Raw genomic sequence first — 21,193 nt, forward strand, 5'->3', positions numbered from 1 at the left:
CCCGGGAGTCACCCGGCGATCAGCGCAGGAGTGAGTTCGTCGAGGCAGGAGACGACCTTCGCGGCCAGGGCCAGCGCGTCGGCGGCGGGCGGGTACTCCGGACGCGGCGCCGCGATCACCCGCATCCCCGCCGCGTGGGCGGAACGCAGGCCGTTGCTGGAATCCTCCACGGCCACGCAGTCGGAGGGGCGCTGACGCAGGAACGTCGCGACCGTCATGTAGACGTCCGGCGCCGGTTTACCGCGATCGACCTCCTCGGTGGAGAAGGTGACGGAGAAGTACTCGATCAGCCCCGTGCGGCCGAGCACCGTGTCGATGAGCGTGCGGGGCGACGAGCTGGCCAGCCCCAACGGCCACTGCTCGCTGATTCGCTGCACGGCCGCGATCGCGCCCGGCAGCAGCGGCACGCCCGCGTCGTAGCGCTCGGCCATCCGGTCGATCACGTCCCGGGCGACGGTCTCCGGCGACTCGCCGACCCCGAGTTCGCCGCTGAGATAGGCCGACCACTCACCGGTGCTCATCCCCATCAGCCGCTGCTGGGTGTCGGGCAGCCACCGGCCACCTTTCTCCGCGACGTAGCCTCGCCGCACCGCTTCCCAGACCGGCTCGGAATCGATCAGCACGCCGTCCATATCGAACACGACCGCGGTGATACCCATGCGCACAGAGCCTTTCGCCAGCCGAAACGGTCAGAGGTCGCCCGCAGCCGGATTGCGCGTCCAGCCGCCGGAACCGTGCCGGTGCCGCCCGGGAGCAGGCGATCTCCGGTCGCGCCCCAGCCTAGGCGGTGACGGCCGGTGACGACGGACACAGCACCCGCGCGGCGAGCATTCAGCGGGCAACCGATAACTTGTTCTTATGAACGAACCGCAGGCCGGCGACTCGCTGCCGAGCAAGGAGCACCACGAGGGCGGGTTCCGGCCGATGACCGAGCTGATCGCCGCCCATGAGGCCGCCAAGGACGACATCTCCCGCGGCGGGCCGCACTACGGGCAGTTCATCGAGCAGGTGCGCGGCCTGATGGACCGGGTCCGGCTGGCCTCGCCCTCCGACGAGCTGGCGGTGGAGGCGATCGGCATTCTGAAGGAGCTGAACGACAAGCTCGACGCCGCCCGGGTGGACGAGTGGTCCACGCCCAACTGGACCCGCTTCGACCTGCCTGCCCGCGGCAACATCACCCTGCCGCCGTTCTTGATCGATCACGTCGACCCGCAGCAGGGCGTCGACGCGCGCCTGACCTTCCGCACCTTCCACCTCGGCGGCAACAGCGCCGCCCACGGCGGCCAGATCGCCATCGCCTTCGACGATCTGCTCGGCATGGCGGCGGCGGTGCGCTCGGGCTCGGTGACCAGAACAGCGTCGCTCACCGTGGACTACCGCTCGATCACGCCGCTGAACACCGAACTGAAGGTGCGGGCCTGGGCCGAACGACAGGAGGGGCGCAAGGTCTACGTGCGTGCCACCCTGCACGACGGCGACCGGCTGTGCGCGGAGGCCAACGGCCTGTTCATCGTGCTCAGGCCGGGACAGCCCTGACTCACGGCGCGCGACCTCTCGAGGAACTGCGGCCGATCCAGCGCCTCCGCCGCTGAACTCCGATCGTCGGCGTGGCGTCGGAACGCGGCGGGCGGGTGAGCCCGATGGCGACTGGCTGAGCGCAACGCGTCCGCCGGTTTCACGTCCGCTATGCCTTGCCGCGGCCTGCACAGCACCCGCGCTGTGGCGCATTCCAGGTAGGGCCCGATGCGAGATCGAGCGGGCACGCCTGCGACGCAATCGCTGTACGCCATCAATTCGCCGCGACCGCCTACCGCGCTGAGCACCTCGGGAACGGCACAGTGTGCACGACTGCATGGAATGCCGTGCGGAGCAGCCTGTTTCGCGTTGATCAAGTGAATGCTGGTAGGTGCGGCGCCCGGGAACGCGGGGCGGTCCGCGCCTGCACTCGATGCAATCGCGCGTGGAATGCCCTCGTCGGCAGGGCACTCGGCGCTCGCCCGCGCTCTCGCGACCGGCGACCGCCGCCTGATCACCGCCCCGGGAAATGCGCTTCCCGGTACGCGCCGAACCGGGCGTCCACCTGCTCGGCCGTCAGCCCGAAATCGTCGAGGGTGTAGCGGTGCGCCGGACGCGCGGCGCCCGAGGCGCTCTCCGCGTGCAACGCGGTCATCGCCGCGCTCGCCTCGCCGGTCAGCGGCAGCCCGAAGTGCCGGTAGATCGACTCCACCGTGCCGATCGGGTCGGCGACGAACTCGTCGTAGTCGACGTCGCAGAACTGCGCCGCGTCGTGGCGCTTGCGGTCGACGAGGAACCGCTCCGCGCCGCGCGCCCACAGATCCAGCTGGGCCGTGCCGACCACCGGGCCGCGGAACTTCTCCGACCAGCCCGCCGACGCCTGCTCGTTCAAGCTGCACACCGACGCGATGATGGTGCGCGGATCGCGGTGCATCTGGATGATCAGCGCGTCCGGATAGACCTCGAAGATGGCATCCAGCGCGAACAAGTGGCTCGGGTTCTTCAGCACCCATCGCTTCTGCGCGTCCGGCAGCCCGATCAACTGGAGGTTGCGCCGGTGCCTGCGGTAGGCGGGCGTCCAGTCCCGGTCGCGCAGCCACTCGGAATAGGTGGGCAGGTAGGCCAGGCACTCGTAGGACACCGACATGGCCGATTGCCGCAGCAACTGCCAGCACTCCTCGACCTGATCGGCCGAGATGTGGTGGACGCCCATGAATTCCGGATGCTCCACGTGGTGCTTGTCGTAGGCGGCCGCGAGCCGCTGGTAGACCGGGTTGCTCGCCCAGGTCTCGCGCGGCGGGCGCGGTTGCGGCATCTCGGTCAGCCACATCTCCAGCCCCTGGTGCGCCGGGTCGGCGTTGAGCAGGCGGTGCACCGCCGTCGTGCCCGAGCGCGGCAGGCCGGTCACGAAGATCGGGCGTTCGATCGCCACGTCGGCGTGCTCCGGAAACTGCCGCCAGGCGGACTCGCTGAGCAACCGGGCGATCAAAGCGCCGCGCAGGAAGGCGCGATTGACCTTGTTGCCGAACGGGGTCAGTTCGGCGTCCTTGGCATAGGACTCCAGCAGCACTGCGAGTCCCTCGCGGTAGTCGTCGGTGCCGAAATCATCCAGCCCGACCACCTTCGTAGCCGACGCGTGCAGGTCGTCGATGGTTCCGACGTCGTCCCTACCGATCACGGTCATCTCCTAGTGATGGAATTCGCCGGCGTTGACGTCCAGGCACGCGCCGGTGATCGCGCGGGCCATGGCGGACGCGAAGAACACGACCGCGTCGGCGATCTCGTCGGGTTCGGGCAGCTTGCGCAGGTCGGTGGTCTTCGCGGTCTCGGCGTAGACCTCCTCGGGGGTGATCCCCCGCTGCTGCGCCAGGTAGTTGAAGTACCACTTCAGGTTGTCGGCCCAGATGTAGCCGGGGGCTACGGAATTCACCCGGATGCCCTTCGGGCCCAGTTCGGTGGCCAGGCTCTGGGCCAGCGCGAGCAGGCTGGCCTTGGCCATCTTGTACGGCCCGAAAGTCCGCCGGGAGTGGTGCAGCACCGCCGAGTTGATCATCACCACCGAGCCCTTGCTCTCCGCCAGAGCGGGGACGAACAGCCGGGTCAGACGCAACGCGGCCAGCACGTTCGTCTCGAAACCCGCGCGCACCTGATCCAGATCGACGTCGGTGAGATCCACGATGGGCGGGATGGCGAAGGCATTGTTCACCAGCGTGTCGACCTTGCCGAACGCGCTGTGCGCCGTCTCCACCAGGTTGGCGGCTGCCGCCTCGTCGTCGATGTCGGTCGGCACGACCACCGCGCGCCTGCCGAGTTCGGTGATCTCCTTGGCCACCTCGGTCAGCCGCGACTCGGTCCGGGAGGCGAGCACCACGTCCGCGCCCGCCTTCGCGCTCTGCACGGCGATCGCGCGCCCCAGCCCCGGCCCGACACCGGAGACGACGACTACTTTGTCCTGCAACAACATCAGCCGAGCATCCTCTCCGCGACGGCGACCTGCCTGGCCGCGATCCGGTCGCGCCACTGCTGCGGCGTGACCCGAGCCTGGTCGTAGAACGGCAGGCGATCCGGTAGATCCGCGACGGAGACCAGCTCCACCGTCGGCCCGTCGTCGGGCTTCATCTCCCGCGACAGCCGCTGCCAGCGGAACTGCAGGTATCCCCTGGCGTGCCCGGTGCGCTCGATCCAGTTCGCCAGCCCCGGGTCGCGCTCGCTGACCACCAGCCGGATCATCCCGTCCGGGTCCACGTGCGCCTGGTCGGCGGTGAGGCTGGTCTGGTGGTTGATGTAGTCCAGCGACAGGTACCACATGCTGCCCAGCTGGAAGCCCTGGTACGGCGCGTCGGACTTGGGCACCGTGATGATCATGGCCTGGTCGTCGTCCAGGTCGTAGTGCCCCACCGAGGAGAACTGGGTGCTGAGCCCGCCCGGGGTCTGCCTCGGCTCGGTCAGCGTGTTCACCGGCAGGTTCAGATAGAACCACTCCGGGAAGGCGAGGAAGGTCCGCAACCGCGACACGAGCATCTTGCCCGCCACGCCGTACCGCTTGGCCAGCAGGTCCTTGGTCGGCGGCGGCGGCGCGTCGCCGATCCGGTCCGCGCGTTGGATGCGGATCGTGCCCGCCTTCTCGGTCGCCCAATCGCTGTGCACCTCACGCACCACGAGCATCGCCGCGTCGGCGCCGAGGTGGACGTAGCCGGGGCCCGCCTCGCCCGGCCCGAAGCGGATCTCATAGGTGCCGTCCGGCCGGATGTCGAGCTCGCGGTCGTCGAAGGCGGTGAGGCTGTCGGGCACGTCCACCGGGGAATAGTTGCCGTTGAGCACCTGGAAGCTCAGGTCGCGGGTGGTGCCGCGGGTGCCGGTCACCACGTATTCCGCGTCCGGCCGCAGATAGGAGTGGTAGTAGAGGGTGTCGGGGTTGTCCAGGCCCATCTTGGTGTACGGCCCGGTGGACATGACGAAGAACGGGAAGTCCAGCTCATAGGCCCAGGCCATCTGCAACGACGCGCGGATGCTGCCCGCCAGATAGTCGTAGCCCTCGACGAGGTCCTGTTCGGTGCGGATGTGCGCGGCTCCGGTGATGATCTGCTCGGCGGCGGCGATGGCGTCCGCGAACGGCTGTGTCAGCAAGAGGCTCTCTCCGGTGTTCCAAATATGTACCACTCTGGTACATTTCGATAGGAGAAAGATTAGAACGTGTTCTAGGAGTGGTCAATGGTCGGCCGTCGTTCCGCGCCCACCGCCCGCGTGGTGCAGGTCCTGGATTTCTTCGTCGAACAGCGCGGGAAACGCTTCGGGCTCTCCGAGCTCGCCCGCGAACTCGACCTGGCCAAACCCACCTGCCTCGGCATCCTCACCGACCTCACCGCGGGCGGTTACCTGATGCGCGACGCCCAGACGCGCACCTACGGGCTCGGACCGGCGCTGATCGCGGCGGGCCGGGTGGCGCAGGACAGCTTCGCCATCTCCGCCCTCGCCCGCGTGGAGCTGGAGAAACTCTCCGCGCGCTACCACACGACCTGCACCGCCTCCGCGGTCGTCGGCGAGCAGATCATGGTGCTGGAGAGCACCGGGCCCGGCCTGGTGAAGGTGGGCGCGGCCTACCACTTCGCGCCTCCGGTCGGCTTGATGTACGTGCTCTGGGACACCGACGCGGCCTTCGACGCCTGGCTGGCCAAGCCGCCCGCGGTGCCGCTGCGCCAGGACGAAGCGCGCCTGCGCCAGGTCGTCGCCGAATGCCGCGAGCGCGGATTCCTGGTGGAGAGCATGACCACCGCGGGACGGCGGCTGTACTCGCTGCTGGCCGGCGTCGCCGACCGCGATCTGCCTCCCGAGCTGCGCGAACTGGTCGGCGAGCTGGTCACCAGCCTGGGCGAGCGGGTGTATCTCGGCGCGGATCTGCGGCCCCGCAAAGAGCACGCGGTGAGCCTGCTCGCCGCGCCGACCTACGACGGCGACGGCAGGCAGAACATGGTGCTCACGATGTACGTCGGCCGCTCCGTCACCGGGGCCGAGATCGCCCGCCGCGGGAGCGCGCTGGTGGCCGCCGCCGATGCGGTGACGGCGAACTCGGGCGGACGCAGACCATTGACCAACAACCGAAACGTGTTCTAGTTTTGCGGTGTGAGCCAGTACGCGAAGTCGACGGTGAGCACCTACGAGCTGCCCCTTCTGGACGCGCTCGAGGCCGAGTCGGCGCACATATTCCGTGAAGTGGCAGCGACATTCGAGCGCCCGGTGTTGCTGTTCTCCGGCGGCAAGGATTCGGTGGTGATGCTGCACTTGGCGACCAAGGCCTTCTGGCCCGCGCCGCTACCGTTCCCCGTGCTGCACATCGACACCGGGCACAATTTCGACGAGGTGATCGCCTACCGCGACGAGACGGTGGCGCGCCTGGGATTGCGCCTGGTGGTCGGGCGGGTGCAGGACGACATCGATGCCGGACGGGTGGTCGAGGAGACCGGGCCGCGCGCCTCCCGCAACCGGTTGCAGACCACGACGTTGCTGCGCTCGATCCAGGAGGGGGCCTTCGACGCGATCTTCGGCGGCGCCCGCCGCGACGAGGAGAAGGCCCGCGCCAAGGAGCGGGTGTTCAGCTTCCGCGACGAGTACGGCCAGTGGGATCCGCGCAGGCAGCGCCCGGAGCTGTGGAACCTGTACAACGGCAGGCACCGGGCCGGCGAGCACATCCGGGTGTTCCCGCTGTCGAACTGGACCGAGCTGGACATCTGGAGCTACATCGCCGCAGAAGGCATCGAACTGCCGCCGCTGTACTACGCGCACCGCAGGCCGGTGGTGCAGCGCGATGGAATGTTGCTGGCGCACACGCGTTTTCTCCAGCTGCTCGACGGCGAGGAGCCGTACGAGGCCACGGTGCGCTTCCGCACCGTGGGCGACGCGACCTGCACCGGCTGCGTGGAGTCCACCGCGGCCACGCCCGCGGAGGTGGTCGCCGAGGTCGCCGCGGCGCGGGTCACCGAGCGCGGCGCCACCCGAGCCGACGACCGCATCTCCGAGGCGGGGATGGAAGACCGCAAACGCGAAGGCTACTTCTGATGACGACCACACTGTTGCGCCTGGCCACCGCCGGCAGCGTCGACGACGGCAAATCCACGCTGATCGGCAGGCTGCTGTTCGACTCCAAGACGCTGTTCACCGATCAACTCGCCGCGGTGGAGCGGACCAGCCGCGACCGCGGCGACGACTATCCCAACCTGGCACTGCTCACCGACGGCCTGCGCGCCGAGCGCGAACAGGGCATCACCATCGACGTGGCGCATCGCTATTTCGCCACGCCGAGAAGGAAATTCATCATCGCCGACACCCCGGGGCACGTGCAGTACACCCGGAACATGGTGACCGGCGCGTCGACCGCCGACCTGGCGCTGATTCTGGTGGACGCCCGCAAGGGCGTGGTGGAACAGACCCGCAGGCACGCGTTCCTGGCCAGCCTGCTCGGCATCCCGCACCTGGTGCTGTGCGTGAACAAGATGGACCTGGTGGATTGGTCTCAGGAGCGGTTCGAGGAGATCCGTGCGGAGTTCGCGCGGTGGGCCTCCAAATTGGACGTCGCCGATCTGACCTTCGTGCCCGTGTCGGCGCTGCACGGCGACAACATCGTGCATCGCGGCGCGAGCATGCCGTGGTACGAGGGCACTCCCCTGCTGCACCATCTCGAGGAGGTGCACATCGCCTCCGATCGCAACCTGATCGACTCGCGTTTCCCGGTGCAGTACGTCACGCGCAGCCACGCACAGGATTTCCGCGGGTACGCCGGCACCGTGGCGGGCGGGGTATTCAAGCCGGGTGACGAAGTGACGGTGCTGCCATCCGGTTTCACCACCACGGTGCAGGCGATCTGGGGTCCGGGCGGCGCGCCCGTCGCGGAAGCCTTCCCACCGCAAGCGGTCACCATCCAACTCGCCGACGAGCTGGACATCTCCCGCGGCGATCTGATCTGCCGCCCGAACAACCGGCCGACCGCGGGGCGCGATCTGGACGCGATGGTGTGCTGGTTCGCCGAGGACACCCAGCTCACGCCCGGCGCGACGTATACCATCCGGCACACCACGCGCGCGGCCACCACCGAGGTGCGTTCCCTGGACTATCGGCTGGACGTGAACACCCTGCACCGCGACGAGCACGCGGAGTCGTTGGCGCTCAACGAGATCGGCCGTGTCCAGCTGCGCTCCCGCCAACCCTTGCTGTTCGATCCGTACCGCCGCAACCGTGCCACCGGGAGCTTCATCCTCGTCGACGATACGACGAACAACACCGTCGCCGCGGGCATGATCACCGGCCCCAGCCTCCCGTCCTCCCGGGTGGTCTGGCACTCCACCGCCGTCGAGCGCGACGAGCGCGCCACCCGCGGCCTCACGGTCTGGCTGACGGGGTTGTCCGGCTCCGGGAAGTCCACCGTCGCAGTGGAGTTGGAGCGCAGATTGGTCGCCGCGGGCCGTCCGGCGTTCCTCCTCGACGGCGACAACCTGCGCCACGGCCTCAACTCGGATCTCGGGTTCAGCGCGGCCGACCGCGAGGAGAACGTCCGCCGCGTCGGCGAAGTGGCGAAACTGTTCGCCGAAGCCGGTGTGGTGGCGGTCGTTTCGCTGATCAGCCCCTACCGCGCCGACCGCGATCGCGTTCGTGCCGCCCATGAGGCGGCGGGCATTCCGTTCCTCGAGGTATTCGTGGACACGCCACTGGCGGTCTGCGAAGCCCGCGACCCCAAGGGCATGTACGCGAAGGCCCGCGCGGGCGAGATCCGCGGTTTCACCGGTATCGACGACCCGTACGAAGCGCCGACCGAAGCCGAGATCATCCTCCGGCCCGACCACGGCGATCCCGCATCGATGGCGGCGACGATCATCGCGCGGTTGAGCCGAATGGACTGAGCCCGCGTCGGCGCCGACTATCCGGAGATCAGCAGCCATGCGGGCGCCGATCTCCGGATGTACCGCGTCAGCTCTGAGGAGGACAGCGCCATCGCAGTCAGCGGACGATACCCGCGCTCGGAACGATGTATCGGATGCGGTCGGTGTTGTGCGGCTCCGCTTTGAGATCGACCACCGTCGAGTCACCGATCTGTTCGACGAGGTCCACGCCGATCTCGACGGGCACCGGGTAGGCCGAGTCCGATCCCAAGTCGTCGGGTGCGCCGAAGATCCATACTTTGTCGATCAAGCTGTGCGTAACACCGTCGGCGTCGGTGAACTGTACCTCGATGACGCCCGGCTGAGTATCCGACACCCATCGAACGGCGTTCCCCCATATCATGGCCATTTGATCAGTATGCCAGCGATCCACTGCGGCACGGGACGGCGAACGCGTCCACCGGCCGCCAGGGGTACCCACAGTCGGCCAGCGGATCCCCGATCACAGCTACCGAGGGCAATACTTTCGTCACGGCTGTTCATCCGGGATTCGCTTCGCTATTGTGCTTCCAACGTATCGTGGGGGTTGGCATGGGGGATAGTGTGCGATCATGAGCTTGCTGATCAATGATGTGAGCTTCTCGTATGGAACTCGACCGGTGCTGCGCGGCGTGACATGGGAGCTCGAGCAAGGCGTGACGATGCTGCTCGGCTCCAACGGCGCAGGCAAGTCTACACTGCTCGGACTCGTCGCAACCAAGTTCGCTCTGACGGCCGGCGGCATCACCGCAGACGGACGTTCTTGGTCCGCACCAAGCGATCTGGAAGCCATCCGGCGTCGCATCGGCTGGGTGCCACAGGCATTGGACGTGGACCGCGCGATGCGTGTGCGCGATTTCGTGTCCTACTGCGGATGGAAGGCCCCGCACTGGCGACACCGGCTGTCGACGGGCCACCCTTCGTCGCGGCTGGTGGGTACTACCCCGTCGGTCTGGGTTACTACCGCGGCGGGTCCAGTTTGGAGCCCAGGGACAGCGACGTGAAAATACGGGACGGCCTGGTACAGGTAACCCATGGTGTATCGATCCACCGGGACGCCTCGAAGGTCGAACGCTTCGGTGGAGCGTACGCGGTGATGAGTATCCCATCGACGCTGAGGATCACCCAGCGTGGTCGGGACAAAGAACACTTCGAGATTGCTCCCGCCGAACCGATGACTCTAGAGAATTACAAGGCAGAACTCCGACGTGTCGAGCTGAGGCTCGCCCAGCGCGTGGGTTGATATGTGGTCGGGTCGTTTCCGTTCATCGGTACCGACCCGACCCGACCCGACCCGGTCCGGCCAGACCGTATTCGTTGTCCACGTTCATTCATCCAGGTGTGGTGTACTCGAATCCGGCCGGTTCAGACCATGATCGGAACAGCCGCGGCGGGCAGTGAGGAAGCCTCCGACAACAGAGCGATCCACCGCAGTGTCAGAGTTGCAATCCTCCGCCGAGACACGAGGAGCCGATCCGGGCCGCCAACAGCTGTCGGGCGGCGAGCCTAGGTGTAGGACTGCACCACCGCAGCTAGGGAGTTCGCGCAGCGCAGCGACTTTGCCAGCACGATTCGCATCCTCGATGGCGGCGGTTGCTTTCCGCTCTGCCGCACGTGAAACGCGATGCAACGCATCGCCGATCAACACAGTGTCCGCATTGCGCCATCGCCCACCGGTTCGAGTTCGTACAGTGCGATCCGCTGGCTCACCTCGAGTGCTCGAGCACGTCCGGCACCGGTGCGGCCCGCAGTGCGTCGAGATCGGTCGCAGTGGCACGCGGAAGCGGACACTGCGCCTACCTGAAATCAGAACAATCCGTCGCGGCTGTCTCCCGCGTACCCGCCACGCCATCCGCGTGCGACCAGAAGTGCAATACGTTGGGCGGTAGGCGCGCACGGGACCGGGCACCGGATCAAGGGCCCGGTGTAGGCGGATTCCCTGGCATCGCCGAGCATGCGACCAGTGGCCGAGCCCGGACCGGCCGCACCGACCAGTAATCACCCCGCGCGGTCGCGGGGATAGGCCCGAGTCTCATAGGCATAGGGGCCCCGGTTGCTCCAGACGTTCCCGGAGCTCGAGGTATTCGTGGACACGCCACTGGCGGTCTGCGAGGCCCGCGACCCCAAGGGCATGTACGCGAAGGCCCGCGCGGGCGAGATCCGCGGTTTCACCGGTATCGACGACCCGTACGAAGCGCCGACCGAAGCCGAGATCATCCTCCGGCCCGACCACGGCGATCCCGCATCGATGGCGGCGACGATCATCGCGCGGTTGAGCCGAATGGACTGAGCCCGCACACCGAAGGGCAGACGGCGCTCGTCCGTCTGCCCTTCGACTCCCCCGAATTGTCGTCGGTCCACTCTTCGAAGCCCCCGGCTTCGTGGATCGGCTATCCCCTCCACAGTCGATACACGAAGCCGGTTTGTGGCGACATCTTCCCAATCGGTTCGGATACGAGCGTAGAGCGATAGGATCTGATTGTAAAGCGCTAGATATCTAGCCGATGCGCTCTGATCCTTTACCGCCGGATACCATGTTTTCACGGTGACGGGCCGAATCAGGAGGTTGGTGGCACAGGTCGTGTCTGGGGACGGAGAGGACATCGCCGAGGAACCGACGGAGGACGCCGGTCCGATCGCGCGGCACCTCAATCGGGTGATCGCCGTTGCCCAGCAGCGGGATGCACGGGGCTACTCCAACAAGGACATCGCCGAACGCTCGACCGCGCTCGGCTATCCACTCAGCCCGGCTCAGGTCTCGCATATCCGGCTCGGACGCGTCCGCAATCCCAGTTTCCGCACCATCGAGGGGATTTCCGTGGCGCTGGGCGTCGACGTGCGCGAATTCCTCGACGGCGCCGCCGCACAGCAAGCCGGTAGGGAATCGCGGCTGGCGGCGGAACTCTCGGAGGCGGGCGTGGAGGCGATCGGCTTCCGGCTGTCCGAACTCGGCACACTGAACGAACTCGGCAGGTCGACGTTCGGAGCCATAGTCGGCAACATCCTGCGTGATCTCCAGCAGCACGAGCTCTACCGCCGACCGGAGACCACGGGCGAGGAACCTCCGGCATCCGAGTGACCGGCTGCCGCTCGGGTCAGAGCCGCAGATCCGCCGCCGAGACGCGCGGAGCGGACCCCGGCCGATAGGTCGCTTGCGCGATGGGGCGACGGACTTTCGTGTAGGACTCCAGTGCCAGGGCGATGGAATCCGCGCCACGCAGGGTCTTCGCCAAGACGATCGCGTCCTCGACGGCAGCAGTCGCCCCCCGTCCCGCCGCCGGTGAAACAGCATGCGCCGCATCGCCGATCAGCACGGTGTCCGCGTTGTGCCAGCTTCCATCGGGTTCGAGTTCGTACAGTGCGATAGGTGCGCTCACCTCGGAGCGCTCCAGCACGTCCAGCACCGGCGTGTCCCGCAGCGCCTCGAGGAACACATCGGGATCCATTGCTGTGGCCGCGGAAGCGACGTTTCGTCTGCTGAACCAGAACGATCCGTCGCGATCGTCCCCCACATACCCTGCCACTCCGTCCGGATGTGACCAGAAGTGCAGCACGTTCGTCGGCAGCCCGCGCACCGGAGCCGGGAAGTGCCCGTAGCGGATCAATTGGCCGGTGTAGGTGGGCTCGCGGCGATCACCGAGCATGCGCCGGATAGCCGAACGCGCGCCGTCCGCGCCGACCAGCAGCTCACCCGTGCGTTCGCCGGGCTCGGCCCGAGTTCCGTATGCGCAGGGAATGCCGGCTCGGTCCAAGCCTTCGCGCAACACGGCCAGGAGATCTCTGCGCCACACGTGGGTACTGGACCAGCGATGACCGGGCTCGGTACGCGCGAAGGAGCCCGCCTGCCCGGTGACCGTGTCGACGGTGCTGACGCCGACCACCGGGAATCCGGCCGCCCTGACTCGCTCCCCCAGTCCGATCTGGTCCAGCGCGGTCGACGCCGCGGGGCCGAGCGTGACCCATCCACCCACCTCGGCCGTGCGCGCCGCGCTCTCGTAGACCTGGACCGTGGCACCCACTTTCGCCATCGCGAGTGCGGCACATGCCCCTCCGATACCGCATCCGACGACTTCGGCTCGAAACATCAGCTCACACCTTCGCGGCGGGGCGGAACCATCGACGACGCACCCGAATCATGTCTTCCCCCAGGCTGGCCGCCAAGGCCACGAGCAGTTTACGGTCGGCGTCGAACGTATCAGCCTTGTCCACGGCCGCGCGGTGCGGCTCGCCGTACAACACCGGCCGCTCGCGATTGGCCGTGGCGACGCGCTGCAGTTCGCGCGCGTACCCCGACAGGGTGGCGGTGGATGTCGGGTCGACCTGGGGGCTGAGCAGCATCAGGGCATCGCGGATGTCGACCATCATCGCTTGACGCCGTTCCAGGACGGCCGCCAACGGTTGCCGGAGACGGAAACCGGGGTTCGGCCGCTCCGGAAGGAACCGGGTGATCACGCCGACCGCGAAACGCCACAGCCGCCAGAGCAGTAACACGTCACGCACCGCCCCGAGGCCGACGACCACGGCTCGGATCCGCATCACCAAGCCATACCAGGACACGCCCAGAAGGAAGATGAACTGCCCCAGGTAGACCTCCCATCGACCGAGCACGACGAGCGCTCGCGGCGGCTTCGCCGATGCGGCGTAATACCCGAGCTGGATCGTGAACGCCACGGTGGCGGCGAGCATCAACACCGCGCCTATCACTGCCAGCATGATCCCGTGCGCAGGCGTCCCCGACAGCAGGCGCAGGTAGGCGACGCAATAGAAAACGATCAACACCCCGATCGGCACGGTGATCACTTTCTCCCCCAGCGAGAAACCAACCACGGCAGGGTCGGTGAACCCATAGGGTTTCGCGTCCGGGCCTGCGGCGACAGCACACACCGCCAGCACGGCGATGGAGCCGAGCAGCGGAACGGCGATGGCGAGCAGGATCTTCTTCGTCTGCGCGGTCTGCCGCGCGGCGAACACGAAGAACGCGACGATGCAGACTTTGCCGCCCACCAGCAGCACGGTGCCGATGAATTCGTATTCCATCGCGGTCAGCAACCACGGGTCCGAGCGGTCCTGGACGTACTCTCCGAAGGAATATCCCGAGGCGAGGAAGAAGAACGCCCCGACCACAGCGAGCAGAGCGACGTCCTTGTTGCGGCGATACTGATTCGCTTTCCAGATCATGGCCACGGTGAATGCCGCGATGAGCCACCCGTGCGGTATGTAGATCACAGCCAGCCCATTCTCTCCTGCAGCGGCAGGGACAGATCTTCGGTCCGCTGCAGCGGACGCAGGGCGCGTTGCCGATCGAGCACCCGGCCGACCTGGTACGCCCACCGGGCGAGCAGGTTCGCCGTGTACTCCGCTTCCCATTCCCGCTCCGGGGACATCGCCGAATGGCGATGCACGCTTCCGGTCTCGTAGTGCCCGGCGATGATGTGGCCGAACTCGTGGCCGATGCCGTGGTCCTGATGCCAGGCGGGTGTCGCCTTCTGATATGCGATGACATACGTGTCGGGCGGCGCCGAGAGTTTCAGCGTCATCGCGAAGAAGCAGTCGACCGGCAGCAGCCTTTCCTGCAGAAGCACCGTCGCGCCGGTGAATTCACAGTAGCGCTCGATCAGCTGGCGCATGGTCAGCAGTTCACGCACCTGCATGCGCTGGAGCAGCAGTCGGGTGCGATGTTCGATCTGCCGCACCATCGCGGGATGCGGGACGAAGCGAGATTCCGCGTCCCGCCCGCTTATCGCCGCCGTATCGGCAGTCGCGCGTCTCACGCGCCCGCGCCACACGGGAATCATCAGACGTCACACTCCGCAGCCCACCCCACCGCCCGACCTTCGGCCACCGGTGCGTCGAACGGTACGAATACGATGCCGAGCGCCGCGCCGGATCGACCGATGTCGTCCCAGAGCCCCCGTGCCCGGCGGTTCGGCGTTCAAAGTACCACTCCCGGGACCGAACAGCATCAACCCGAATCCTCTGTGGCAACGTCGCATTCGCGGCCGTTCGGTCGTCATCGCACGGCTCGGCGCGAGACTGGTCGCTCGGCCCGGAGGGGCCTAGCCTGTGTTCTCGCCGTGCGGCGGGCGAAGAGCGGCCCGGACCGTGTCACGTAGCCAGCGCTGAGCCGGGTCGGCGTCGAGACGGGCGTGCCAGTGCAGGCGCACGTCGACCTCCGGCAGGGCGGCGGGCAGGGGAAACCAGCGAATACCCAGGGTGGGGCCGTACTGCTCGGCGAGGCGCTGTGGGACGAGTCCGACGTAACGGCCTGCGGAGACCAAAAGCGCCGCGACGGCGAAACTCGGGACGACAGCGGCGATGTGGCGGTGCAGGCCGACGGCGGCGAGCGCGTCGTCGAGCGGACCGCGTGCGCGTCCGCGGCGGGAGGCCGAGACGTGAGGATACCGGCACAATTGCCGCGACGTCGGGCGGCGATGCCTGCCCAGCGGACTGTCGGCGCGGACGATGCCGACCATCCGCTCGCGGTACAGCACCGCGGTGCGGATGTCGGGAGCCGCGTTGTCACCCACGCCGATATCCAGATCGATCGAACCGTCACGGAGCGCCTCGGCGCTTTCACTGCCCTCCGTGACGAACCGCAGCACCACACCGGGAGCGACCGCGGCCGTGGCTTCGACCGCCGCCGTCGCGAGAGTCGCGGCGACGCCGTCGTTGATGCGGATCGTGAAGGTGCGTTCGAGGTCGGCGATCGCTATCTCGTGGTCGGCGCTGATCAGGGCGGAAGCTTCGTCGAGCAGTGACCGCACGCGCGGCGCGGTGCGCAGCGCGAACGGTGTCGGGGCCATTCCGCGCCCGGCACGCACCAGGATCGGGTCGTTCATCGCCCGCCGTAACCGGCTCAGCGCCCGGCTGGTCGCGGGGATGGAGAGGTTCAGGCGCTCGGAAGCGGCGGTGACGCTGCCTTCCCGCAGCAGCGCGTCGAACACGCGCAGGAGGTTCAGATCCAGCTGCTCGGGCATAGTTGCATCGTACGCAACTGTTGGTTGTCAAAGTTGCGTGGCGAGGAGTTCACCCAGGTCCTTACCGTCGTGGGCATGCCGTTCAATGTCATGCTCCGGGATCGTGCTCCGTCGTCGCGAGACTCCTCGTCCAGCCCCGTCGTACCGCGCGGCTTGCTCGCGCTCATGTGCGCTTGTGTCGTGCTCGTCGTCGGGATGGTCGCCGCCATCAATCTCGCCGTACCGATGCTCGCCGCGAGCGCGCTCCACCCGTCCGCCTCGGCGCTGGTCTGGATCGTCGACACCTACGTGGTCGTCTTCGCGTGCCTGGTCATTCCCGGGGGAGCCGCCGGGGATCGCGTCGGGCGTAAGGGAGTCCTGCTCGCGGGACTGGCCCTGTTCGCGGTGGGCGCACTGATCTCCGCGATCGCACCGAACGTGGCGCTGCTGCTGGTGGGCCGCGCCATCACCGGAGTCGGCGCCGCCGCCGTGCTGCCCAACACTCTTTCGGTCCTGCTGCACGCCGTCCCCGCCGAACGCAAGGGTGCGACCATCGCCACCTGGGCCTCGATGACCGGCATCGGCGGAGTCGTCGGCAACGTCGGCGGCGGGTCGATCCTGTCGGGCGGCTCGTGGCGATGGTTGTTCGCCGCCGCCGTGCCGATCTGCCTGATTCTCGCCGCGCTCGTGGGACGCGCCGCGCCGGTGTCGCCGCGCCATGATCGCCGCCTCGACCCGCTCGGCGCGGCGCTGCTCGTCGGTGCGTCGGTCGCGCTGCTGCTCGGCATCGTCCAAGGTCCGGAGGCGGGCTGGGACAGCGTGGTCGTCGTCGCCGGGTTCGCCTGTGCCGCCGTGTTGTTCACCGTGTGGACGATCGTGGAACTGAAGGTCGAGCATCCGCTGCTGGATCCCCGTTTGTTCCGCGTGCCCGGCCTGCGCAGCGCCTGCCTCGGCATGACGGCGGTCTTCTTCGGGATGTTCGCGCTGTTCTATGTCAACGCGTCGTTCTTGCAGTACGGCAAGGGGTTCGGCGTGCTGCGCACCGGGCTGGGCATCGTCCCACTGACCGTTCCGATCATCCTCGGGGCGCGGCATGCCGGACGCGTGTCGGGCCGCATCGGCCTCGACGCCACGATCGCCCTGGCCTTCGCGCTCGTCGGCTGTGGGCTGCTCGGGCTGTCCGCGAGTGGCACGCAGACGTCCTACCTCGCCTACGGGGGGTGGCTCGTGGTCACCGGAACCGGTGTGGCGCTAGCCCTTCCGACGCTGTCCGCCGCCATCGCCGGTTCGTTGCCGCCGGAGCAGGCCGGAGTCGGAGCGGGACTGCAAGCCACCACCCGGGAATTCGGCAGCGCGTTGGGGGTCGCGGTCATCGGCACGGTGCTCACCGCACGCTTCACCGCCGCCCTGCCACCGGACATCCGCGCCGGCCATTCCCCGCACACCGTGGCCGAAGCCCTCGCCATCACCGCACCCGAGCGCGCCACCGAAGTGATAACGGCGTTCGTCTCGGGCGCGGACGCCGGATTCCGAGTGATCGGCGTGACCGTCCTCGTGCTCGGCGGGCTCGTCGTCCTGCTGTCACTGCTGTCCCGGCGAAGGGTCCGCATCGACTGATCAGTGGAGGACATCAGTGCTCGGGACGACGTATCGGGTGCGGTCGGTGTTCGAATGCCGCGAGCAGCGACGCCACCCGCGTACTGCTCGGCTGGCCCCCAGCGGCACCTACTGTTCGAGGACCTGGCCAGCGGGTGGCTACTACCGCTGGCAGTCCGTTATGCCGAGGAGACCACCAGCCCGCCGCGAGGACGGGCCGGTGATTGCCGTAACTCGCGAAGCGCGCGGCGCGACCCGCCCGCGCTGATCCGCGCGGGCGTCACGGTGCGATGGTTGCCGACCGACCTCACCAGCGGTCTGGTCGGCGCGGGTAGGTGGAAGGGCGCATCCGCCCGGTGATCCGTAAACTCTCGACCGCCGCCCATTTCCACGAGCATTCGTTCGCGTCACACTTCACATGCACCTGCATGAGCGCGTGCGCATCACCGGCAGCGAATTCCGGGCCATCAGTCCGCGCTACCGCAGGCCAACCCAGCGGCGGCCAGCCCAGCAGGCACAGTTGCTCATGACCCACACGTTCGGCGACGTGATATACGCTCGGACCGCGCAACGGCTTCCGCCACCATCTGCTCGCCGCGAAGAAGACCGTCAGCAATACCCCGACCGCCGCAGCCCCCACCATCAGGGCCGTGCTGAACTCGGACCAGCCGGACATCAAACACCCACCCCGGTCTCCGACGACCCGAACGGCGGCCAGCGGTGCCCGCGCTCCCACATCTGCTCGGGCACGACGACGATGAGCGCCACCTCCCCCGTGAGCCCACGCCGGGCGGTCCATATGTGCTCTCGAGTCGGAGCGATGACGACCGTAGCGCCGATCCTGCGGATGGACTGCACAAGCAGAAGCGTCGGCATCAGCGCGTCCCGATCCACCACAAGCACTTCTGGCTCGGGATAGCCCTTCCGCTCGGCTAGCGCCCGAATCGCGCGCTCCTCACCTGCGTAATCGTTGCCGGACTGATCCAGCCTGATATAGCCGAGCGCGATTTCCGCCATGTCCACCCTTCTTCCGTCGATGTGGTGTGGCACCCGGCACCGGGGATCCCTGAACCCCGGGAACCCAATCGGTGCTGAGGACGAGGGATGCGCTCACCCGGCGCCGAGGCCGGAACCGACTGTGACCGAAGAACAAGACAGCGAATCGGCAAAACATTTGTCACCCTGGGGATAAGGAAGTCTGTGGAATGGAACCCGTGATGACGATGACCCAGGAATCCGGTGTCGGCGACAAAGTACGTGTCGCAAGGAAGCTAGCGGGTTGGAGCCAGGAGAAACTCGCGCGGGAAGCGAACTTCTCGGCGAGCTTGGTCCGCAAGGTCGAACGCGGCCGGGCGCCCGCGTCTCCTGCTTTCGTCGCGGCGTGCGCCCGCGCGCTGCGGGTGAACCTCGCCGACCTGCTCGAGCAGCCCTACCCACGCCAGACTCGCGACGAGCAGCAAGTGCATGCCGGTGTACCCGAGATCCGCCGTGAACTGGCCGCGTACAGAATCGAGCCGGACGGCACGGTGAACGCACGGCCCGAGCGCGAACTCGCCGCCGACGTTGCAAGGGCGTCCGCAATGCGTCACTCCGTCAGCCTCGGGGATCTCGGCACACTCCTGCCCGGCCTGCTAGCGGACCTCCGAGTCGCATGGCACTCAGCGACCGGAGCGGAGCGAGAGCGCCTCTTCGGGCTTCTCGCCGAAGCATTCGCCGCGACCGGGCAACTCGTGTACAAACTCGGCTATATCGACCTCTCCTCACTGTGTGTCGAGCGGTACGAATGGGCAGCAGCGCAATCCGGTGATCAGCTGGCCGTGCTCGCGGGCGATTATCAGCGCGCGGGCGAGCTGATCTGCACGGCCGACTGGTCGACCGCCCTTCGCTTCCTCGAAGCCAGCCGGTCCACCATCGAATCCGAGATCGGCGGCAGCGACCCGGCTGTCCTTAGCATGTGGGGCAATCTGCACTTGAAATCCGGTCTCGCCGCAGCTCGCGCGGGGCGGCGCGGCGTAGCCGACGAACACCTCGCCGAAGCACGGGAGGCCGCCCGCCGCCTCGGTGGCGACCGAGACGACTACCGGCTCTGCTTCGGCATCACGAATGTGGACATCTGGTCCGTCGGGCTGGCCGTAGAGATGATGGATGGCACCGAGGCGGTGAAACGCGCCGAGCACGTGCGTCTCCCGGCCACGACGCCCCGGGAGCGCGCGGGCCACCATTACATCGACCTGGCCCGCGGATTCCTGCTCCACGGCGACCGCATAAAAGCCCTCAGCTCGCTGCGCAAAGCCAAGGAGATCGCGCCGACGCAAACCCGCTATCACCCAATGGTTCACGAGACCATCCGCGCCCTCGCCCGTGACGACGCACGCAGCAATGAGAGCGTGCGAGGTTTCGCCGCGTGGTGCGGGATCGATCGCGGCTGACGTATTTCCGTTAAGGCACCACGTTCCCGCATTTGACTGGCCCGTCTAGCACGAGCTGCGTCCAACGAGCTGCCACGATCAGCAGCGGCCGTGGAATCGAAAGGTAGGCGACGACCGCGCCTACCCTCGGCTCAGCCAATCAGCCGAGCGACCGGAAGAACTCGCGGACGTCGCCGATCAGCAGTTCCGGGACTTCCAGGGCGGGGAAATGTCCGCCGGAGTAGAACTCCGACCAGTGGGTGATGTTGTGGGTTCGTTCGGCGAAGCGGCGGATGGCGTAGTCGCCGTCTTTGAAGACCGCGACGCCGGTGGGGACGGTGCCCTTCGGTTTCGGGGCGAACATGGTGGCGTCGTGGAAGCGCTCGTAGTACAGGTTGGCGACGCTGCGGGCGGTGTCGGTGAACCAGTAGATGCTCACCGTGGTGAGCAGGCGGTCGAGGTCGACGGCCTGGTCGGGCAGGTGGTGGGAGCGGTCGGTCCATTCCTGATACTTCTCGACGATCCAGCCGAGCTGGCCTGCCGGGGAGTCGGCGAGCAACTGAGCGATGGTGTTCGGGCGCGAGCCCTGCAGATTCATGTAGGCCGAGCCGTCGTCCTGGAATTCCTTCATCGCGGCGAGCCGCGCCTTCTCCGTGTCGGTGAGGGCAGCCATGTCGGCTGGGTCGCCGGTCGGGAAGGTGACCAGCGCGTTCACATGCACACCGACCACGTGATCGGGGTCGATCCGCGCCAAGGCGGGGGCGATGAACGCGCCGTGGTCGCCGCCCTGCACGCCGTAGCGCTCGTAGCCGAGGAGGGCCATGAGTTCGGCGAGGGCCGCCGCGATTTGGCCGTCGTTCCAGCCCGTTTCGGTGAGCGGCCCGGAGAAACCGTGGCCGGGCAGCGACGGGATGACCAGGTGGAAGGCGGGTGCGTCCGGGGTGGGGTCGGTGAGCGGGCCGATCACGTCGCGGAAGTCGGCCACCGAACTGGGCCAGCCGTGCAGCAGCAACAACGGGGTGGCGTCCTCCCGGGCCGAACGCACGTGCAGGAAGTGCACATTCTGGCCGGTGATAGTGGTGATGAACTGCGGGTAGGCATTCAGTTGCGCCTCGGCGGCGCGCCAGTCGAACTTCTCGGCCCAGTACCAGGCCAGCTCCTTCAGATAGGCGGTCGGCACACCGCGCTCCCACCCCGCGCCGGGCAGGTCATCGATCCAGCGGGTGCGGGTCAAGCGCAGCCGAAGCTCGTCCAGGTCGGCCTGCGGAATGTCGATATGAAAGGGGCGAATCGCGTGGTCCATCATGCCATC

The 21,193-nt window shown here is 67.7% G+C and carries 21 protein-coding genes and 1 pseudogene; 11 read left to right on the plus strand and 11 right to left on the minus strand.

What is annotated here, in order from left to right; all coding sequences use genetic code 11:
- Positions 1-8: 8 nt before the first annotated feature.
- The gene (locus ACWEKR_RS17700) at positions 9-659 is read right to left on the minus strand and encodes an HAD family hydrolase (RefSeq protein WP_452355351.1); all 651 of its coding nucleotides are present in this window, start codon (positions 657-659) and stop codon (positions 9-11) included.
- A 199-nt stretch (positions 660-858) separates the two neighbouring features.
- Between ACWEKR_RS17700 and ACWEKR_RS17705 the strand changes: the two genes are divergently transcribed.
- On the plus strand, positions 859-1,536 hold the full coding sequence (locus tag ACWEKR_RS17705) for a PaaI family thioesterase (protein WP_195091261.1): 678 nt from the start codon (positions 859-861) through the stop codon (positions 1,534-1,536).
- Positions 1,537-2,029: 493 nt separating this feature from the next.
- On the opposite strand, the gene ACWEKR_RS17710 is transcribed toward ACWEKR_RS17705, so the two are convergent.
- The 3 genes from ACWEKR_RS17710 to ACWEKR_RS17720 are packed head-to-tail and all read right to left on the minus strand — an operon-like array spanning position 2,030 to position 5,142.
- Positions 2,030-3,193 (minus strand): sulfotransferase family protein, encoded by a 1,164-nt coding sequence (locus ACWEKR_RS17710; RefSeq protein ID WP_452355352.1) that lies wholly within the window; start codon positions 3,191-3,193, stop codon positions 2,030-2,032.
- Between the two features lie 9 nt (positions 3,194-3,202).
- Positions 3,203-3,979 carry an SDR family oxidoreductase gene (locus tag ACWEKR_RS17715; RefSeq protein ID WP_195091266.1) on the minus strand — a complete coding sequence of 259 codons (777 nt, stop codon included), beginning with the start codon at positions 3,977-3,979 and terminating at the stop codon, positions 3,203-3,205.
- Entirely contained in the window at positions 3,979-5,142 is a 1,164-nt protein-coding gene (locus ACWEKR_RS17720; protein WP_452355353.1) for a hypothetical protein, read from the minus strand. Before ACWEKR_RS17720 ends, ACWEKR_RS17715 begins: the two co-directional genes overlap by 1 nt.
- A gap of 84 nt (positions 5,143-5,226) precedes the next feature.
- On the opposite strand from ACWEKR_RS17720, the gene ACWEKR_RS17725 reads away from it, so the two are divergent.
- From ACWEKR_RS17725 to cysC, 3 genes are read left to right on the plus strand one after another with little or no spacing between them, the layout of a single operon-like run.
- Entirely contained in the window at positions 5,227-6,126 is a 900-nt protein-coding gene (locus ACWEKR_RS17725) for a helix-turn-helix domain-containing protein (RefSeq protein ID WP_452355354.1), read from the plus strand.
- Positions 6,127-6,135: 9 nt separating this feature from the next.
- A complete protein-coding gene (gene cysD / locus ACWEKR_RS17730; protein ID WP_452355355.1) occupies positions 6,136-7,068 on the plus strand; it encodes a sulfate adenylyltransferase subunit CysD in 933 nt (310 codons plus the stop codon).
- A complete protein-coding gene (gene cysC / locus ACWEKR_RS17735; protein ID WP_452355356.1) occupies positions 7,068-8,903 on the plus strand; it encodes an adenylyl-sulfate kinase in 1,836 nt (611 codons plus the stop codon). The genes cysD and cysC overlap by 1 nt, the downstream gene beginning before the upstream one ends.
- Positions 8,904-9,000: 97 nt before the next feature.
- Here cysC and ACWEKR_RS17740 read toward each other — a convergent pair whose 3' ends face one another.
- The gene (locus tag ACWEKR_RS17740) at positions 9,001-9,291 is read right to left on the minus strand and encodes a hypothetical protein (protein WP_452355357.1); all 291 of its coding nucleotides are present in this window, start codon (positions 9,289-9,291) and stop codon (positions 9,001-9,003) included.
- A gap of 202 nt (positions 9,292-9,493) precedes the next feature.
- On the opposite strand from ACWEKR_RS17740, the gene ACWEKR_RS17745 reads away from it, so the two are divergent.
- The 4 genes and pseudogenes from ACWEKR_RS17745 (at position 9,494) to ACWEKR_RS17760 (ending at position 12,000) form a co-directional block, all read left to right on the plus strand.
- Complete coding sequence (locus ACWEKR_RS17745) at positions 9,494-9,925, plus strand: ATP-binding cassette domain-containing protein (RefSeq protein WP_452355358.1); 432 nt, start codon at positions 9,494-9,496, stop codon at positions 9,923-9,925.
- Positions 9,922-10,164 carry a hypothetical protein gene (locus ACWEKR_RS17750; RefSeq protein WP_452355359.1) on the plus strand — a complete coding sequence of 81 codons (243 nt, stop codon included), beginning with the start codon at positions 9,922-9,924 and terminating at the stop codon, positions 10,162-10,164. Before ACWEKR_RS17745 ends, ACWEKR_RS17750 begins: the two co-directional genes overlap by 4 nt.
- A gap of 825 nt (positions 10,165-10,989) precedes the next feature.
- A pseudogene (locus ACWEKR_RS17755) lies at positions 10,990-11,211 on the plus strand (adenylyl-sulfate kinase); the annotation flags it as partial.
- A 291-nt stretch (positions 11,212-11,502) separates the two neighbouring features.
- Positions 11,503-12,000 (plus strand): helix-turn-helix domain-containing protein, encoded by a 498-nt coding sequence (locus tag ACWEKR_RS17760; protein ID WP_452355360.1) that lies wholly within the window; start codon positions 11,503-11,505, stop codon positions 11,998-12,000.
- A gap of 16 nt (positions 12,001-12,016) precedes the next feature.
- On the opposite strand, the gene ACWEKR_RS17765 is transcribed toward ACWEKR_RS17760, so the two are convergent.
- From ACWEKR_RS17765 to ACWEKR_RS17780, 4 genes are all read right to left on the minus strand, one after another.
- Positions 12,017-13,006 (minus strand): FAD-dependent monooxygenase, encoded by a 990-nt coding sequence (locus tag ACWEKR_RS17765; protein ID WP_452355361.1) that lies wholly within the window; start codon positions 13,004-13,006, stop codon positions 12,017-12,019.
- A gap of 4 nt (positions 13,007-13,010) precedes the next feature.
- Positions 13,011-14,147 (minus strand): hypothetical protein, encoded by a 1,137-nt coding sequence (locus ACWEKR_RS17770; protein WP_452355362.1) that lies wholly within the window; start codon positions 14,145-14,147, stop codon positions 13,011-13,013.
- Positions 14,144-14,692: a hypothetical protein gene (locus ACWEKR_RS17775; RefSeq protein WP_452355363.1), complete on the minus strand. Its 549-nt coding sequence runs from the start codon at positions 14,690-14,692 to the stop codon at positions 14,144-14,146. The genes ACWEKR_RS17770 and ACWEKR_RS17775 overlap by 4 nt, the downstream gene beginning before the upstream one ends.
- Before the next feature lie 285 nt (positions 14,693-14,977).
- The gene (locus tag ACWEKR_RS17780) at positions 14,978-15,898 is read right to left on the minus strand and encodes a LysR family transcriptional regulator (protein WP_452355364.1); all 921 of its coding nucleotides are present in this window, start codon (positions 15,896-15,898) and stop codon (positions 14,978-14,980) included.
- Between the two features lie 24 nt (positions 15,899-15,922).
- On the opposite strand from ACWEKR_RS17780, the gene ACWEKR_RS17785 reads away from it, so the two are divergent.
- Complete coding sequence (locus tag ACWEKR_RS17785; RefSeq protein WP_452355365.1) at positions 15,923-17,494, plus strand: MFS transporter; 1,572 nt, start codon at positions 15,923-15,925, stop codon at positions 17,492-17,494.
- A gap of 54 nt (positions 17,495-17,548) precedes the next feature.
- Entirely contained in the window at positions 17,549-17,833 is a 285-nt protein-coding gene (locus tag ACWEKR_RS17790; RefSeq protein ID WP_452355366.1) for a hypothetical protein, read from the plus strand.
- 315 nt (positions 17,834-18,148) lie between these two features.
- Here ACWEKR_RS17790 and ACWEKR_RS17795 read toward each other — a convergent pair whose 3' ends face one another.
- A complete protein-coding gene (locus ACWEKR_RS17795) occupies positions 18,149-18,490 on the minus strand; it encodes a hypothetical protein (RefSeq protein WP_452355367.1) in 342 nt (113 codons plus the stop codon).
- A gap of 188 nt (positions 18,491-18,678) precedes the next feature.
- On the opposite strand from ACWEKR_RS17795, the gene ACWEKR_RS17800 reads away from it, so the two are divergent.
- Positions 18,679-19,902 (plus strand): helix-turn-helix domain-containing protein, encoded by a 1,224-nt coding sequence (locus ACWEKR_RS17800; RefSeq protein WP_452355368.1) that lies wholly within the window; start codon positions 18,679-18,681, stop codon positions 19,900-19,902.
- A gap of 139 nt (positions 19,903-20,041) precedes the next feature.
- On the opposite strand, the gene ACWEKR_RS17805 is transcribed toward ACWEKR_RS17800, so the two are convergent.
- Positions 20,042-21,187: an epoxide hydrolase family protein gene (locus tag ACWEKR_RS17805; RefSeq protein ID WP_452355369.1), complete on the minus strand. Its 1,146-nt coding sequence runs from the start codon at positions 21,185-21,187 to the stop codon at positions 20,042-20,044.
- Positions 21,188-21,193 lie beyond the last annotated feature (6 nt).

The organism is Nocardia sp. NPDC004573, assembly GCF_053602135.1.